Below are 14,512 nucleotides of genomic sequence, written 5' to 3' on the forward strand. Positions count from 1 at the left end.
ATAAAAGCCAAATTTCTTGAAAGGTGGGTTAGAAATCGCTTCTATAAATTGGCTTACTCATTAAAAACGGTAATTTACACGGCCATAGTAGAAGCCACCGTTGTAATCGAACGGCCCACTTTCATAGTAAACGCCACCAAGTTGAGAATAAGCGTAATCATCGCCCACTTTCAGCTTTTGCGCTTTTTGGTCGAATAGGTTATTTGCCCCTACCGCCAGGGTTAAGCCATCAAATAACTCATAGCTCACTTCCAAATCTATGGTGACAGCAGCATCGGCCATTTCAGAACCCCAATCAGAGGTATCATCAGCATGAGTCGCATAGTACTCACCGAAGTAGTTACCACGTAGTGACATGCTTAACTGATCCCATGACTGCGCCCAGGTCAAGGTTGCACGGTGTGCAGGAATACCATCTTCTAAACGGCGAACCTTGCCTTCATCAGTGGTTTCGGGATCGAATTTATCAACGCTGGTATCGGTCCAACCATAGGCAAGACTGAATTTAGCATTACCCGACAGAATTTCCGCATCATAGGAGGCGACGATGTCGATACCTTGAGTGGTAGTATCAAAGTCGTTGGTGTAATAACTCACGCCTTGGATCAACTCAGGGAACTCAACCCCCGCCGCACGCAGCGCATCATAATCTTCAGCTTTAACATCAATCTTACTCGACTGCGCAATACGACCCTCTACACCAATGTTGTAATAATCGACCGTTAAGAAAAAGTTTTCGTACTCATAGACAGCACCTAATGCATAGCTTATTGACTCTTCAGGCTTTAACACTTCCCCGCCATAGAATGCCGCCAAAGGATCGGTGGGTGGTGCAATAAAGGTCTGGATCAACTGACCATCAATAATCGATGTCTGCGTATTGACAACGTTTTCTTGACCCACCGTTGGCGCTCTAAAGCCCGTGCTGTGTGAAGCGCGGAACGACAACTCATCCGTTGCGGAATACTGCGCCGTCAGCTTGTAATTTAAAGTGTCGCCGAAGGTAGAGAAGTCTTCGTAACGCAGCGCTAAACCGAGTAACCAGTCATCACTTAAATAGGCTTCTAAATCCGTATAAATACCAATATTGTGGCGGGAATTTTTACCCGCAGACTCAGGGCCAAAACCTTTAAATCCATGCGAGCCGATGCTGAAGCCTTGCTCGGCATAGGGGCCAGCAATCCACGAGGCTTCATCACCTTGAAAAATCTCAAACGACTCATTACGCCATTCAAAACCAGAAGCAAAGCTAATGTCTTCGATGCCGCCTATAGTAATAAAACGCGAGAAGTCTAAGTTAACTGTGGTTTCAACTTGCTCATAGGCACCGGTATCGAAATCAGTTGGGGTATCTAATCCCAATGATGGGTTTAACGAGTTTTTAAGGCCGAAGCTGGCTTTGTTACTACCGGTACCGGCGCTGAAATCGTAATTCCACTCGCCGATATCGCCCTTTACACCAGCGAAGAAAGACATATCTTCAATGGTCCCAGTGAACTGCGGTGTATAACCACCGGGGAAAATTTGGTTCATAGCAAAGCAATTGGGATCGGCAACCATGGCCTTATAAGCATCGGTATCTAAGACGTTACCATCAGCATCGGGAATACCGTCGTTGTTTGTATCAACTTTAGGAATTGGCACTACCACACAAGACGATTGATCACCATTTATAGCTCCGACTAATAAATTACCGCCTTCAGGAGGGGTATACACATTACTGCGGTCCTGCGGATTACGATAATAAAATCCCCCCACAGCATCGCGGGATGACAGGTTACCAAAGGCATAGGCATGCATATTGGCATTAATGTCTAAGCCTGAGTTGATGAACACTGAGTAGTCATCATTGATTTCAGGATTACCCCATACTTGAGCGGGGTCATTAATCGCAGTATTGCCCTGCACAGCTAAGTTAGCCGCATCGGGACGCTGCACACTACGACTGGTTGCATCCGCATTTTTATACTGGAAGCTTAAGTTAACAAAGCCATTATCCGTCAACGGTAAACCAACATCACCTTCGACTGTGGTCGTGGCACCGTCACCCTCGTAATATTCACCTTGGGTCACTGTGATGGACCCACCATCGGAATTATCTTTTAAGACAAAGTTCATGACCCCTGCAATCGCATCAGAGCCGTATTGCGCCGCAGCGCCGTCGCGCAGCACTTCGACTTGCTTCAATGCAGAACCAGGAATAACCGAAATATCAGGACCTTGAGCACCATCGTTAATGCCGCCGCCTTGGAACGCAATCACAGCTGCGCGGTGACGACGCTTACCATTGACTAACACTAAAGTACTGTCGGATGGCAAACCACGTAAGTTAACGGGACGTACTAAGGTTGCCGCATCACTGATGGGTTGAGCGCGCGAGTTAAACGAAGGTACTGAGGTCACCAACATATCAATCATGTCAGTCGAACCATTCTTTTTTAAGTCGTCACTACTAATAATATCAATTGGAACGGGGGAATCACCGATTGAGCGTGGTGCCGCACGTGAACCAACAACCGCAATCTTTTCCACGCCTTCATTTTTAACAGCAGCGTCTTCTTCCTCAGCCATGGCTTGCGGGCTAATGAAGCTACCAGACAAAGCTAATGTAATCGCCAAACTGACTGCACTTAATCCAAACTTCTGCTTCTTTGAGGTCATCATATTCATCCCAACTGCTTATTATTTTTTTAGAATACCTGACCTGCTTTATGCGATTCTCATCCCTAAACCTTGCAACTACGGTCAATACAAAGTTATTTTTTACATAACAAGAACATTTTTATAACATAAATAAGACAATATCCAATATTAAATCAGACTTTTGAATGAATATTAGTCATTTCTCTTTTAGATCAGTTTGTTATAAGTGAATATTTTTTAAGGTGTGTCGTTAGGTAAAATGCACTTTAGGGCGCCAAAATGTAAAACCCATAAGTCACCATAAAGTGGGAAATACTCACTAACTCAATCAAAGACACGATATATCGCGACATGCAACTTAAGGTATACTCGGGCAATACCAGCCAAGCTTGAGTACCGCAGATGACAAATAAGATTTCGGTCAATAATCAAAAATCAGTCGATAAGCATTTCTTGCCTGAAAATCAGTTACTGCTTAACGCTGTCGGTGAAGGTATTTATGGATTTGATTTAAGCGGGAATGCGGTGTTTATCAATCCCGCGGCTGAACGCATGACAGGTTGGAAAAATGAAGAGTTACTGGGCAAAAATATCCATAACTGTCATCATCACAGCCATGCCGATGGTAGCCATTATCCCCAAGAAGATTGCCCAATTTACAACACATTAAAGGATGGCATTACCCGCGAAATCACCCATGATGTGTTCTGGCGTAAAGATGGGAGTAGCTTTCCCGTGCATTACAGTTCTACGCCCGTTTACCGTGATAATGAACTCATTGGCGTAGTCGCGATATTTCGTGACATTAGTATCCAAAAGCAAACGGAGCAGTCATTACGTCAAGCGTTGGCGCAAGTGCAAGCGCTCTCGGAGCGACTAGCCTCCGAGAATCATTACCTACAGGCAGAACTAGCTGACAAAACGGGTGATGTGGATATTTCGGGTGGCAGTAGCGTGATCCGCCACATGATCCAGCAATTGCATATGGTAGCCAATACCGACAGTACTGTGCTCATTTGTGGTGAAAATGGCACAGGAAAAGAGCTCGTTGCCCGTAACTTACATCAACTCAGTCGCCGCAAAGATAAACCTATGATCAGTGTCAACTGCGCCGCGTTTTCAGCATCCTTGTTAGAAAGTGAACTCTTTGGTCACGAAAAAGGCGCATTTACCGGTGCCACCAGCCGCCGTAAAGGTCGCTTCGAACTTGCTCACCAAGGCACACTGTTCCTCGACGAAGTGGCAGAACTCAGTTTAGAAGCACAATCAAAACTACTGCGGGTCATCCAAGAGCAATCCTTCGAACGCCTCGGAGGCAGCGAAACCATTCAAGTAGATATTCGCTTGGTCGCCGCCAGTCACCACGACTTACTCAAGCGAGTCGAGCAAGGATTATTTCGGATGGATCTCTATTACCGCTTGAATGTATTCCCAATTCAAGTACCGCCACTGCGTGCGAGGATCGAAGATATCCCCGAACTCGTCAGCCATATACTGCACAGCTTGAATCGTAAGTTAGGCAAAAAAATCCGCGGTGTGAGCCAAAAAGGGCTGCAAAAACTCATGGCTTACACATGGCCGGGCAATGTGCGCGAATTGCAAAATATTCTCGAACGCGAAGCCATTCTATCCCAAGGCGATATTCTGCAGATCCATGCGATGCCGAGCAACAACCCCTTAGCTCAAGCACAAGGCCAAACCTTAGCAGAAGCGGAAGCCTTACATATAGAACAGACCCTTAAACGCTTAAACTGGCGAATATCCGGTCCACTCGGCGCGGCGAATGTGCTAGGCGTTCCGGCAAGTACGTTAAGATCGCGGATGACAAAACTGGGGATCCAACGTCAATCGAGTGAAATATAACTCTAACCACACAAGCTAAAAACGCGATATATCGCCAATGTGTGATATATCGCGACTACCACTTAGCTCGCACCATAAAATAACCATATATATCATAAGGTTGAATCAGTTAAAACTTGGCCTAGCGCTTGCTATAGGGAGGCGAATCTTATTTAAGCCGTTAGGACCCTTTATGCCCAAGAGCGAAGTTACCCCCAATTCTCCAAGTGTGAATAAGAGTGTGAACGCGAAACCTTCCTCAGTCGAGCTGCACATTCCGATTAAAATCCTCTCCAGCGAAACTGCAACAGGGAGCAATACGCCCTCTGGCAACATCCATTTTCGTGAGCAGAAAGGTGATTTTCAGCGCCTGCGAACCATGATGAATAGCCTGCTGATCGTGTTGTTTTTCGCCCTGCCGTTTATCTCAATCGATGGCCGCCAAGCGATATTGTTAGATATCAGCCAGCAACAGTTTTTCTTCTTTGGCATCACGCTCTGGCCACAGGACTTTACCCTACTCGCATGGATTTTTATCGCCGCCGCCTTCGGTCTGTTTTTTATTACCGTATTCTGGGGCCGCGTTTGGTGTGGCTATCTTTGCCCACAAACTGCGTGGACCTTTATCTATGTGTGGATAGAAACGCGCATCGAAGGCAGCAGCAACAAACGCAAGCAACTCGACAAAGCGTCCTGGTCTGGCAGCAAAATCGGTAAAAGAAGCACCAAGCACTTACTTTGGGGTCTCGCCGCCCTGCTCACTGGCTGTGGTTTTATCAGCTATTTTATTCCCGCCCGTGAACTCTATATCGACATTTTTACGGGCAATGCTAGCTTTTGGGTGACAAGCTGGGTCTGGTTTTTCGCCATTTGTACTTATCTGAATGCGGGCTGGATGCGCGAGCAAATGTGTCTACATTGCTGTCCCTATTCACGTTTCCAAGCTGTAATGTTCGATGCCAACACTAAAACCGTGACCTATGATGCACAGCGCGGTGAATCCCGCGGCCCACGTAAACGTAAGCAAGAAACCAATCTCAGAGAGAGTAATCTTGGTGATTGTGTTGACTGTAATTTATGTGTCGAAGTGTGCCCAACAGGAATAGATATTCGTAACGGCTTGCAATATGAGTGCATCAACTGCGGTGCCTGTGTCGATGCTTGTAATGAAACCATGTTGAAATTCGATTATAAACCGAACCTTATCGGCTACATGAGTGAGAATGATCTTAAGGGAGTCAGCTACTCCTATTGGCGCTCGCCGCGATTCTTAGGCTACGGCGCAGCGGTCGTGATCATGCTGATAGTGATAGGTTTAGATTTAAATAGCCGCAGCGAAATCCAGCTTAACGTGATCCGAGACCGTCAAAGCCTGTACCGCGAAACGGCTGACAATAAGATTGAAAACACCTATCAGCTGAAGATCCGCAACAAAACGCAGGACACTAAGCAGTATCAACTCGCTGTTGACAGTGAAATGCCCTTCAGCTTGATTGCCGATCCTATTATTACCTTGGCTGCGGGTGAACAAGTAGACTATCCCGTCACAGTATTAGCCGATAAGGATGCCATCCCCTCTGGACGCAAAATGATCCAATTCTCGGTGACGGATGTGAAACAGCCAAGCCAGCAAGTGAGTCAAGAAACCGGATTCTTTAGTCCCTAGACTTTTAGCGGTTAATATCGGTAACCGTCTACATTAACCGCTAAATCGGCGCTTGGGGGATCAACCTAAGCGCCATTCTAAATCAAGCACTAATCCTCAAAGGACAGATCTCGAATGATCTCCACTCACGCACTATTAGTGCTTTATCGATGACACGATAATTACGCTATCGTTAACGCCTGAGCTTTAGAGTAAAAATACTATTTGTTACATAAAGATACCGTTACTGGTATAGCGATGTTTTTCGCGATAAGCATTGACCTCTAGTGCTAACACCCTCTAATCTAAACACCTGTTTAACTCCAGAATAATAACAACTAATAAACATCATCTTTGAGGTAGTTCAGCATGGCATACGATCAAGACTCTCAACTCACACTAGACTACTCATCACTGGTCGATCTGATCGAGAAAACCAGCCTACGTTATGGCGATAAACCCGCTTATGCCTGCCTTGGTAAAACCAGCAGTTTTAATGAGATAGAACGCGACTCTCGTTACTTTGCCGCCTATTTACAGAATAAGACCACACTCAAACCGGGCGATCGCATCGCCATTCAATTGCCCAATATCACCCAATTTGTCATCGCGGCCTACGGCGCAATCAGGGCTGGGCTAATCCTTGTTAACACGAATCCTTTATATACCGAGCGCGAGCTTATTCATCAGTTCAATGATTCTGGTGCTAAAGCGCTCGTGGTGTTATCCGACCTATTGCCGACCTTGGCCAAAGTCATCGACAGTACTCAAATAGAACTCGTCATCTCCACCCATCCTTTAGATTTGATCGATCCGCATGTGCAGCCAAAAACAGGGCTTAAGAATGTCGAGTTTTGTCAGATTTTAAAACAAGGTGCTGACCTTACCTTTAGCCGATTTATCTCCAATCTCGACGACCTCTCGGCGTTGCAATACACAGGTGGCACGACGGGATTATCGAAAGGTGCCATGTTGACCCACGGCAATATGCTCGCCAATGCGGCGCAGGTAAAATCCCGCATCGCGAGCGTGATCACCGAAGGGGAAGATATCTTTGTTGCGCCGCTGCCGATTTACCACATTTATGCGTTTATGGTGAACTTAGTGCTGTATTTCGAGTGCGGCGGTTGCTCGGTATTAATTCCAAATCCGCGTGATATTAGTGGCTTAATTAAGACACTCGCCAAATACCCCTTCACGGGATTTGCAGGACTCAATACCCTGTTTGTCGCCCTATGCCATCAACCCGAGTTTAAGGCACTGGACTTTAGCCACTTAAAAATCACTATCTCGGGCGGCACCGCACTCACTGCCGCAGCGGCGAATATTTGGCAACAGACGACAGGTAATATGATCAGCGAAGGTTATGGATTATCTGAAACTTCGCCAGTGATTTCACTCAATGCGCCCGGTTATCAAAAACTTGGCACTATTGGTAAACCTGTGATTGGCACTGAAGTTAAACTCTTAGATGAAAACAACCTTGAAGTGCCCTTAGGTACAGCGGGAGAATTAGCTGCGCGTGGGCCACAAGTGATGCGGGGTTATTGGAATAATCCGCAGGAAACCGCCAACGCTATGACTCAAGATGGTTTCTTCAAAACCGGCGATATTGCCATAGCAACAGCGGAAGGTTTCCATCAAATTGTGGATCGCAAAAAGGATATGATCATAGTCTCAGGCTTTAACGTTTATCCCAACGAGGTGGAAAACGTGCTGGCGAGCCATCCAAGTGTGATCGAATGCGCCGTGGTGGGAGTAAAAGATGAACACTCGGGCGAAGCGGTTAAAGCCTTTATCGTGCTCAAGGATGATAGCCAAGATCATCAACAGGCAAAAGAGGCCATTCAAACCTATTGCCGCGAGCAATTGACCGCCTATAAATTGCCAAAAGTCATTGAATTTATGACGCAATTACCTAAAAGTACCGTAGGAAAAATTCTGCGCCGCGAGCTAAAAGATAAAGCTTAGAGACCGCACTTAAAGTGCAGTACTTAAAGTGCCGTACTTAAAGACAAAGCTGATTAACAAAGCTTAGCAACAAACGCACAGTAAAGAATCCGCCTTCTTAGAAGGCGGCTTTGACTTGCCCCTGGAAGGGGCTATTCAAAAAACTACATCATCTGCAACGACAATTGAGCCTCATGTTCCTGATCTTGTTTATCTTGATGGCGCACATATCGTCTAATGATTTCTTCATTAACCCCTACTGTATCTACAAAATAACCTCTGGCCCAAAAGCTATTGCCCCATAGCTTTTTGCGTACATGAGGGAATTTATTGAATAGCCTTATCGCACTTCTTCCTTTCAATACTCCCATCAGCGTTGATACTGACAACTTCGGCGGGATTATGACTACCAAGTGAACGTGGTCTATCTGAACGTTTAATTCTAAAACCTCACAACCCTTCATATTGCAAAGGATATAAATTGACCTGTATAACTCCTTACCAAGGTTTCCTTTTAATATTTTAAAACGGTACTTCGGAGTCCAAACAATATGATATTTGCAACGCCAATAAACATGTGATGAACTTCTATAATCGCCCATGCTTTTCGTTTCCTCTTACTTGTGGTGAATAAGAAGTCTCTTTTAGCATGGGCGTAATTCAGGCTATAGCCTCAAGGAACAATCACCACCGCCAGAGGCGGTGGTTTTGGGATGACAATAAAAGACCCAGTGAGCTAGCTTGAGCGTTTCAGCTAGCAACTGGGTTTTATTTTACCTAAATGGTCTCATTCAAGGCGCTGGCATTGGCCTCTTCGGTTAACAATTGCAGACTGGCAAATTCACGATATAACGCATTCGATTGCATCAACTCTTGGTGGCGCCCGCAGGCAACAATCTCGCCCTTATCGAACACAAAAATCCTATCGGCATTGATCACCGTCGATAAGCGATGGGCAATAATCAAGGTAGTTTTACCCGCCATCAATACGTCCAGCGCTTGCTTCACTTTCTGCTCGCTTACCGCATCTAAAGCGCTGGTCGCCTCATCGAGTAACAATATGGGTCTGTCGGCTAAAATCGCTCGCGCAATGGCGATCCGCTGCTTTTGTCCGCCTGAAAGCCGCACACCACGCTCGCCTAAATAGGTTTGATAACCGTCAGTAAATTCGCTAATAAACTCGTGGGCACGGGCCGCGATACAAGCATCTATCACTTCTTGCTCAGTCGCATCGACACGGCCATAACGCACGTTTTCAAGTACGCTGGTCGCAAAGATCACTGAGTCCTGCGGCACCAAAGCAAACTGCGCCCGTAGGTCATGTGGCAGAAGCTTAGCAATATCAATTCCTTCCAGTCGAATACTGCCAGCGCTAGGCACATAAAAGCGCTGCAATAACTGGAACAAGGTACTCTTACCCGCGCCACTTGGGCCGACTAAGGCGACCCGCTCACCCGCGGCAATGGCCATATTGAGCTGTTTTAGCACTAAGGCATCATGCTCTGGATAGGCAAAGTTGAGTCCTTCTATCACTAACTCGCCACTGACCTTGGCGGGTAACGCTACTGGATGAGTTGCAACGGGAATATCCACTGGCGTTTCAGCCAGTTCAATTAAACGCTCGGCGGCGCCAGAAGCCCGCTGAATTTCGCCTATCACTTCGCTAATGGTCGCCACTGCGCCTGCAACCATCACAGCGTAAAACATAAAGGCGGATAGCTCGCCGCCCGTCATCTTACCCGCCATCACATCGTGGGCACCGACCCAAGTCACCATAGCAATCGCCGCGATACTTAAAAACATCACGGTTGAGATCAGCAAGGCACGGTAACGAATGCGGCCGCTTGCCGCAGACATCACATCTTCAACGCGGGTATTGAATAGGCTACGGTCTTTATCTTCATGACCATAGGCTTGTACCGTATGAATTTCATGAAGTGTTTCATCCACATAAGCGCCGAGATCGGCAACCCTGTCTTGGCTTTCTCGCGCCAGCGTACGCACTTTACGGCCGAAAAAGATCACCGGTCCCAACACTAAAGGTACGGCCAATAACACTAATAAGGTCATCTTAACGCTGGTGATCCCCATCATGGCTAAACCGCCAAGCACGGTCACACTTGAGCGCAATGCCATAGATAAACTCGAGCCCACCACGGTTTGCAGCAAGGTAGAGTCGGCGGTAAAACGGGAGATCACTTCGCCGGTGCGAACCTTAGCGTAAAAGGCGGGCGAAAGTTTAAGCAGTTGATTGTAAACAGTTAGACGAATATCGGCACTGACCCGCTCGCCGAGCCAAGTCATTAAATAGAAGCGGCAAAACACAGCTGTGCCACTGACGGCGGTAATTCCGAGCACTAACAGTATGATTTCATTCAGCCGCTGCGCATTGTCGCGCACAAAGCCTTCATCAACCATTAAGCGCACACCTTGGCCCAATGATAGCCAAGCGAGCGAGCCTATCATCAAGCAAATAATCGCCGCGACGACTTTCAGTTTGTAGGGTTTAAGAAACCCCATAATCCAAGGCAATACCGATCTTTGCTGCGCCGAGGTTGGTTTAACCTTCGAAGCATCAGCGCTTATTGTAGGCGTGACTGGAATTAACTTTTCAGGCAATGGCTCTGCGCCCGCTTTAATGGGGTTTGGTGATTTGGTTAATTCGACGGTCGGCTCTGTCACTGGGGTATCCTTCGGTAGGGAACGGCAATTCAAGCATAACATTCACCTGAACTGGGTATCTGCAAGCCGTTAACCGCGCAGCTTTGCTTAAAGCATATCAGTGAGATGCTACCTGTTGCGGGAAAATTCAAGGGCAAAGCGTGGTTTTACTCAAAAGAAAAGCATAAAACCAACCCGCAGCGAGTGCGGGTTGGTTTTATTGCCATCGCTTAGCACGACTTAAGCGACTTGCTGATTTTCCGGTGTTTTGGGCGTGCCATGGTGGCCATCACGCTTCCAATCCACATCTAACAACTCTGCGCCGCTCAGGCTAAATGCTTGGCCAAAACCTTTCACGTAAAGACCCTGATGGGGCGCGAGCTTGTATAAGTTAAAATCGGTTAATGCCGCAAGGTTATCGGACATTTCACCAAAACGGGCCGATAACACACTAACGCCCTTAATAAAGGCGGGCGTATCACGAGGCACGGCCTCGGCAATCGCATCGAAGGTCAAACGCTTGCGGGCAAAAACCGATTTGGCCGCAGTTTCATCTTCAACAAGCATCACAGAGACCTTAGATGAGTGCTTTAAGTTATGACCATGACGGGCTAAGTCACTCACTAGAATATAAAAACCATCATCAGCCAGTGCGAAGGGGGCATAACTCGCATTAGGCTGGCCATCTGTACCTAGCGTGGCCAGTTGCAAGGTTTCCCTTTGCTGTTTAAAGGCTTCTATCTCAGGTAAAAGCTTGTCTCTTAATCGTTGTTCTTGTTCGGTCATTTCAGGCTTCATTTGCTGTGTTCCTTAAATACTTTTGTAAATGCTGCAATTCAGAGGTGTGATTGCACCGAGGCAAAGGCAGTCGCGAGCGCTTTAAATTGGCGAACTTGTTCAGGAAACAGCGCCCTTTGTTTATCGCGACCTAAATACACTTTGAACACGACCTCACCTTCGCTGCCGAAGAAGTTAATCGAATGGCTCTCGCTGCCTCTAAAAGGTCTGCTGATCAAAGCGATGCCACGCATGGCATCTAATTTGAGATGCCCGTGCAAACCGTCGCCCTTGCTGTAAAGGTTATAATAACCATGGGCATATTTTCCCTGTGGGAAATCCCCTTTAAATTCAAATACGCTGCCCGACAACATCACAATAGTGGTTAACTTTCCCCATTCGGGTAAGGCTTGTAGTAAGGCATCGAGCTGAGTTAACGGGACAAACACTACTTGTTCGGGCGGCAAGGCGGCAACGACTTCGAGCTCGGCAATGCCTAATTCACTGGCGAGCTGCGCTGGCATTAAATCAACTTGTTGCTCAAATCGTTGTCGCAGTTGCGCCTGCAGCTCACTTAGCTGACGTTGCTCAGAGCCTAAATCTGGCGCAACATCAAACTCAGTATCGAGTGTCATCTTCATTTTACTGTCTCCAGCTGGTAGCTATAGAGTGACTTAGAACATATATCGCGCCGATAACTTCATATTACGGCCCGGTTGATACAAGGTTTGCCACGCTTGTAGGTATTTCTCGTCGCCGATGTTTTCGATGGCAAAATCCACTCTCACACCCGCCATGGCGCCCATAGTAGGCTCCCATGCAACATACACATCCCATAGGGTGTAATCGTCGTATTTCGCCACTCTATAACCGTCAGGTGTATTCGACTGCGTCGCTATATAGGTAACGCGAGTGCCGAGTTTCATGTCGCCTTCCATAATGCCTTGGGATAAATCGACGTTGAATTTATTGGCGGGTATACCTTCAATATCGCCGCCCGTTTGACGATCTTCACCATGGGTTTGGCCGTAATTCATCGCTAAACGAGTTTGGCCAATACGATAACGACCGCTTATTTCAAAACCTGTTAAACGTGCATCCTCAACGTTATTCCATGAGGTCGTTTGCTCGAACCCAGGAATACCATGCCAAGGATTAGACACTTGCTGCACGATGAAATCGTCCACATCGTTACGGAAAATGTTGAACGTCAACGCTAATTCATCATCACCGGCTAACTCACTGAAACGTAAGTCTGCTTTGATTTCTTTGTTACGGGCTTTTTCAGACTTGAGATCTGGATTGGTCGCAAAGGTGTTGCATAGACCTTGGGGCAAAAATCCCGGAATAGGTGGAATGCAGTAATGGGTGCCACTAGAATACATTTCCTCAACCGAAGGTGCGCGGAAGGCTTGATCGTAACGGGCACTTAAGGTCAACCAAGATTGAGTCTGCCAAACTAGCCCTAGCGATGGCGATAACTCATTATCATCGGAGGATAAATTGAGGTTGTTACTGTCATTTTTAAAGCTGTCATAACGCAGACCTGCATCCAGATTTAACGTCTTAGTCAGCTCAATATCTGCCCGCGTAAAAGCGCCCCATACAGTGGTTTCACCATCAATATTTCCCGGACGCTGGCCCACTTGACCCGAATCATCACGCGTCGTTTCTATGGTATCGCGAAAGCCATCAACGCCGTAGGTCAATAAAGTATTGCCCAAGCGCGAACTGTTATTAAGGTTAATGCCCACTGTACGATACTCAGTGCTGTCTAGCTGGCCCTTAGTAATACGGTCTTCATCGTAGTCGGTACTGTTCCAATACACTTGCATCTTAGTATCCAGATACGGGTTATTGGCTGGATTGAAACTGTAATCTATGGTGATATTTTGATCGTCTGTCTTGCGACGCACTAAAGGTATTGAATTACTGGCTGCCGCAGAAGGATTACTTGGCACTAATTCATTGATCTTATTGACTCTCGCCGATAACTCTAAGCGTGACGCCTCATCGGCTTGCCAACCGAATTTGACTAAACCACTGCTGCCATTAGATGAACTGTTGCTTAGGGTTTCGTCATTACCGGTTTTTATATTGTTTGAGTCGGTGTAAGAGCCGTTCAGTAACCAATCGATACTGTCTTGTTGACCATAAATCGCGCCACTGGTTTTAGTGCGCGAGCCATTGGTTTCATAACCTTGTTTGAAATAGCCACCAAAGGTCTCATCTGGCGCTAAAAAGTCTTGTGCCGACTTAGTATTTTGCGCGACGACGCCACCCAGTGCGCCACTGCCCCACAAACTACTGGCTGGACCGCGCAGCACTTCAATGGATTTCAGCAACTCAGGGTCCATAAAGTAAGTTGCTCTGTGGCCAGAGCCGGTATTTTGTCTCGCTCCGTCAATCGTCTGCAGTACTCGACTGCCACTTAAACCACGGATTTCAACCCCTTGAGATGAAGCTCTTGGGCCATTTGTCAGCGTAATATTGGCCTCGTTTTTAAGGGCATTAGCCACGGATGATGCTTGAGCAACCGCAAGTTGCTCTTCACCCACCACGGCTACGCTGCGGCTGGTTTCGGAGGATTTCTCGCTGATGCGGGTTGCGCTTACTAACACTTCATCAAACTCTGTCGTAACGAGTTTTTTATCCGCATCACCTTGCACAACAGGCTTAACATTTTCTTCTGCCGCTAACGTAAAACTTAGGGCCGTACTGCTCAGTGCTATCGCCATGGCGATCACTAACGGCTTTTTCTTCATCTCTTCATCCTCAAGTGATAATCAGCTGTTCCCGTGCAATTCAATACTGATCCCAGACTCTCTTTCCAGACACCAATCCTTTTAAGATTAAGTCTGTTACAGATGCTCCTTTCCAAATTAGGCTCTTTCAAACTTGAGCCCTTTCCAGGCAGAGTCCAAGACAATCTGTACCCATAAAGTAGGATGAATTACCGGGTTAGCTGTTTTTTAAGCGCTCATTCGAGCTATT

At 46.8% G+C, this 14,512-nt stretch carries 9 protein-coding genes; 3 read left to right on the plus strand and 6 right to left on the minus strand.

Translation table 11 applies throughout. From position 1 onward, the window contains the following. Window positions 1-60 precede the first annotated feature (60 nt). Window positions 61-2,664, minus strand: coding sequence for a TonB-dependent siderophore receptor (locus tag Q4Q49_RS05985; protein WP_006085836.1), 2,604 nt, complete (start codon window positions 2,662-2,664; stop codon window positions 61-63). A gap of 381 nt (window positions 2,665-3,045) precedes the next feature. Between Q4Q49_RS05985 and Q4Q49_RS05990 the strand changes: the two genes are divergently transcribed. The 3 genes from Q4Q49_RS05990 (at window position 3,046) to Q4Q49_RS06000 (ending at window position 8,101) form a co-directional block, all read left to right on the plus strand. Then, entirely contained in the window at window positions 3,046-4,506 is a 1,461-nt protein-coding gene (locus Q4Q49_RS05990; protein ID WP_311998874.1) for a sigma 54-interacting transcriptional regulator, read from the plus strand. 172 nt (window positions 4,507-4,678) lie between these two features. Next, complete coding sequence (gene ccoG, locus Q4Q49_RS05995) at window positions 4,679-6,151, plus strand: cytochrome c oxidase accessory protein CcoG (protein ID WP_311998875.1); 1,473 nt, start codon at window positions 4,679-4,681, stop codon at window positions 6,149-6,151. Window positions 6,152-6,499: 348 nt separating this feature from the next. Beyond that, a complete protein-coding gene (locus tag Q4Q49_RS06000; RefSeq protein WP_311998876.1) occupies window positions 6,500-8,101 on the plus strand; it encodes an AMP-binding protein in 1,602 nt (533 codons plus the stop codon). 143 nt (window positions 8,102-8,244) lie between these two features. Here the strand turns inward: Q4Q49_RS06000 and tnpA are convergent, their stop codons facing one another. From tnpA to Q4Q49_RS06025, 5 genes are all read right to left on the minus strand, one after another. Beyond that, complete coding sequence (tnpA, locus tag Q4Q49_RS06005) at window positions 8,245-8,682, minus strand: IS200/IS605-like element ISSod23 family transposase (protein WP_012088248.1); 438 nt, start codon at window positions 8,680-8,682, stop codon at window positions 8,245-8,247. 175 nt (window positions 8,683-8,857) lie between these two features. Beyond that, window positions 8,858-10,762 carry an ABC transporter transmembrane domain-containing protein gene (locus Q4Q49_RS06010; RefSeq protein ID WP_311998877.1) on the minus strand — a complete coding sequence of 635 codons (1,905 nt, stop codon included), beginning with the start codon at window positions 10,760-10,762 and terminating at the stop codon, window positions 8,858-8,860. Between the two features lie 219 nt (window positions 10,763-10,981). Beyond that, a complete protein-coding gene (gene hutZ / locus Q4Q49_RS06015; RefSeq protein WP_115335335.1) occupies window positions 10,982-11,539 on the minus strand; it encodes a heme utilization protein HutZ in 558 nt (185 codons plus the stop codon). A 38-nt stretch (window positions 11,540-11,577) separates the two neighbouring features. Further along, window positions 11,578-12,159, minus strand: coding sequence for a heme utilization cystosolic carrier protein HutX (hutX, locus tag Q4Q49_RS06020; protein ID WP_311998879.1), 582 nt, complete (start codon window positions 12,157-12,159; stop codon window positions 11,578-11,580). A 33-nt stretch (window positions 12,160-12,192) separates the two neighbouring features. Continuing rightward, the gene (locus Q4Q49_RS06025) at window positions 12,193-14,283 is read right to left on the minus strand and encodes a TonB-dependent hemoglobin/transferrin/lactoferrin family receptor (protein ID WP_311998880.1); all 2,091 of its coding nucleotides are present in this window, start codon (window positions 14,281-14,283) and stop codon (window positions 12,193-12,195) included. Window positions 14,284-14,512 lie beyond the last annotated feature (229 nt).

This window comes from Shewanella sp. SP1S1-7, assembly GCF_031932105.1.
Lineage (GTDB): Bacteria > Pseudomonadota > Gammaproteobacteria > Enterobacterales > Shewanellaceae > Shewanella > Shewanella baltica.

Excerpts from the sequence above, each read along its gene's own strand:
- Q4Q49_RS05985 (WP_006085836.1), bottom strand. The coding sequence starts at position 2,664 with ATGATGACCTCAAAGAAGCAGAAGTTTGGATTAAGTGCAGTCAGTTTG.
- Q4Q49_RS05990 (WP_311998874.1), top strand. The coding sequence starts at position 3,046 with ATGACAAATAAGATTTCGGTCAATAATCAAAAATCAGTCGATAAGCAT.
- ccoG (WP_311998875.1), top strand. The coding sequence starts at position 4,679 with ATGCCCAAGAGCGAAGTTACCCCCAATTCTCCAAGTGTGAATAAGAGT.
- Q4Q49_RS06000 (WP_311998876.1), top strand. The coding sequence starts at position 6,500 with ATGGCATACGATCAAGACTCTCAACTCACACTAGACTACTCATCACTG.
- tnpA (WP_012088248.1), bottom strand. The coding sequence starts at position 8,682 with ATGGGCGATTATAGAAGTTCATCACATGTTTATTGGCGTTGCAAATAT.
- hutZ (WP_115335335.1), bottom strand. The coding sequence starts at position 11,539 with ATGAAGCCTGAAATGACCGAACAAGAACAACGATTAAGAGACAAGCTT.
- hutX (WP_311998879.1), bottom strand. The coding sequence starts at position 12,159 with ATGAAGATGACACTCGATACTGAGTTTGATGTTGCGCCAGATTTAGGC.
- Q4Q49_RS06025 (WP_311998880.1), bottom strand. The coding sequence starts at position 14,283 with ATGAAGAAAAAGCCGTTAGTGATCGCCATGGCGATAGCACTGAGCAGT.